Below are 3,316 nucleotides of genomic sequence, written 5' to 3' on the forward strand. Positions count from 1 at the left end.
TTTTCCATTAAATGGTTAATAACGTATGATCGCACAATGGATCTCCACTTTCACATGGCGGTGGACCCTCCCACGTCTCTCGGCGTCAATGCGCGTAAATTCCTTCGTTCGACCTGACCATGGTGGAGGCCGGAAATGCTCTTTTAGTGGGTCGTTGCCCTGATGGATGTAATAACGACCGGCTTCTCCGTGCTTCAATTGTCAAAAGTTTGATTGTAAAACGATGGTACTGTTTTTTGTTATGCTGCTTCCGGTGTGTCTGAAATCATTGGGATATCCCGAATCATTTGTTCTTCACTGAATGTGCAGTTTCGTGTACCTATTAAGAAAAAGATCTTAATTAATTTCCTGCTTAATGCGATAAAAGATTGCTTTCCTGACAATGGATTGGTCGTTCGATAGCGATAATAATGGTGTAGTTGTTTAAAACCATCATTGTGTAATGATAAGGGTCTGGCCACTTGATACAATAAGTTTCGCAGTCTTTTACGTCCTCGTTTGGTGATAGTTGTCTGACCCTTGAAGTAACCTGATTGGTTCAACTTTAAATTTAATCCCGCTAATTTAATGATTTGGCGTGGATCTTGATAATTCGATAAATCACCAACTTCTGCGAAAAAACCAGCAACAGTAATGGCGCTGACACCTTTGATCGCCATCATCTCTTCAGAACCAGGGATGTGAAGAACGAGTTCTTTTAGTTGTGCTTCGAGAGCGATTAGTCGTTCTTCCAACGCCTGATACTGATCAAGAAGATATCGAATCTCTTGGCGTCCCATTTGTAATCCTCCTTGAAGGCCCACGCTATTTTCTGCTACTTCTTTTAAGGCCTGAATACGTTTGATTCCCACTGCCCGTGTTGCAGCCTGTTTGACTTCCATCGGCGTGGATCTTGATAATTCGATAAATCACCCACTTCTGCGAAAAAACCAGCAACAGTAATGGCGCTGACTCCTTTGATCGCCATCATCTCTTCAGAACCAGGGATGTGAAGAACGAGTCACCAACTTCTGCGAAAAAACCAGCAACAGTAATGGCGCTGACTCCTTTGATCGCCATCATCTCTTCAGAACCAGGGATGTGAAGAACGAGTCACCAACTTCTGCGAAAAAACCAGCAACAGTAATGGCGCTGACTCCTTTGATCGCCATCATCTCTTCAGAACCAGGGATGTGAAGAACGAGTCACCAACTTCTGCGAAAAAACCAGCAACAGTAATGGCGCTGACTCCTTTGATCGCCATCATCTCTTCAGAACCAGGGATGTGAAGAACGAGTCACCAACTTCTGCGAAAAAACCAGCAACAGTAATGGCGCTGACTCCTTTGATCGCCATCATCTCTTCAGAACCAGGGATGTGAAGAACGAGTCACCAACTTCTGCGAAAAAACCAGCAACAGTAATGGCGCTGACTCCTTTGATCGCCATCATCTCTTCAGAACCAGGGATGTGAAGAACGAGTCACCAACTTCTGCGAAAAAACCAGCAACAGTAATGGCGCTGACTCCTTTGATCGCCATCATCTCTTCAGAACCAGGGATGTGAAGAACGAGTCACCAACTTCTGCGAAAAAACCAGCAACAGTAATGGCGCTGACTCCTTTGATCGCCATCATCTCTTCAGAACCAGGGATGTGAAGAACGAGTCACCAACTTCTGCGAAAAAACCAGCAACAGTAATGGCGCTGACTCCTTTGATCGCCATCATCTCTTCAGAACCAGGGATGTGAAGAACGAGTCACCAACTTCTGCGAAAAAACCAGCAACAGTAATGGCGCTGACTCCTTTGATCGCCATCATCTCTTCAGAACCAGGGATGTGAAGAACGAGTCACCAACTTCTGCGAAAAAACCAGCAACAGTAATGGCGCTGACTCCTTTGATCGCCATCATCTCTTCAGAACCAGGGATGTGAAGAACGAGTCACCAACTTCTGCGAAAAAACCAGCAACAGTAATGGCGCTGACTCCTTTGATCGCCATCATCTCTTCAGAACCAGGGATGTGAAGAACGAGTCACCAACTTCTGCGAAAAAACCAGCAACAGTAATGGCGCTGACTCCTTTGATCGCCATCATCTCTTCAGAACCAGGGATGTGAAGAACGAGTCACCAACTTCTGCGAAAAAACCAGCAACAGTAATGGCGCTGACTCCTTTGATCGCCATCATCTCTTCAGAACCAGGGATGTGAAGAACGAGTCACCAACTTCTGCGAAAAAACCAGCAACAGTAATGGCGCTGACTCCTTTGATCGCCATCATCTCTTCAGAACCAGGGATGTGAAGAACGAGTCACCAACTTCTGCGAAAAAACCAGCAACAGTAATGGCGCTGACTCCTTTGATCGCCATCATCTCTTCAGAACCAGGGATGTGAAGAACGAGTCACCAACTTCTGCGAAAAAACCAGCAACAGTAATGGCGCTGACTCCTTTGATCGCCATCATCTCTTCAGAACCAGGGATGTGAAGAACGAGTCACCAACTTCTGCGAAAAAACCAGCAACAGTAATGGCGCTGACTCCTTTGATCGCCATCATCTCTTCAGAACCAGGGATGTGAAGAACGAGTTCTTTTAGTTGTGCTTCGAAAGCGATTAGTCGTTCTTCCAACGCCTGATACTGATCATGAAGATAACGAATCTCTTGGCGTCCCATTTGTAATCCTACTTGAAGGCCCACGCTATTTTCTGCTACTTCTTTTAAGGCCTGAATACGTTTGATTCCCACTGCCCGTGTTGCAGCCTGTTTGACTTCCATCAGTAAGGTTTCTTCAGATGCCGCTCGAATATCTTCTGGCAAATAACCCTTATCTAGTAAATGGAAGGCAGCTTTTCCTGTCCAATCTTTAAAGACCGTCAGAAACTCTGGGAAATAGCGATCTAATGCATTATGCATTTGCGCTTTAATCGACGCTATATCCTCTTGAATCATGTCATAGAGCTTCATACCTTCTCGCAATTCCGCATAAACATCCTCTGGTAACGTTGGTTCGTGGTAACGACCGTCACGCATGACCTGTGCGATGACTTTCGCATCTTTTGTGTCATTCTTCGTTGGAGAATCGTCGTCCATTTCCTTGAACCGCTTTACCTTCATCGGATTGACAACCACCACGGAAATGTCTCGCGCCTTCAAATAATAGGCTAGATTAAGCCAATAGTGGCCAGTAGGTTCCATACCAATTAGTAAATTAGGTCGGTCATGTTGCTCGGACAGGTTTTTGGCCCATTCTATCAACGCTAAGAACCCTTGATAAGAATTGGTGAATACCAGTCGTTTCACCAGATCTCGACCACGATCATCTATTGCCCGTGCTACAT

At 45.4% G+C, this 3,316-nt stretch carries 2 pseudogenes; both read right to left on the minus strand.

The features are described from left to right. Positions 1–239: 239 nt before the first annotated feature. Positions 240–881: pseudogene (locus tag B494_RS19815) on the minus strand (IS110 family transposase); the annotation flags it as partial. 1,590 nt (positions 882–2,471) lie between these two features. After that, a pseudogene (locus tag B494_RS19820) lies at positions 2,472–3,316 on the minus strand (IS110 family RNA-guided transposase); the annotation flags it as partial.

The sequence above is a fragment of the Amphibacillus jilinensis Y1 genome, from assembly GCF_000306965.1.
GTDB lineage: Bacteria > Bacillota > Bacilli > Bacillales > Amphibacillaceae > Amphibacillus_C > Amphibacillus_C jilinensis.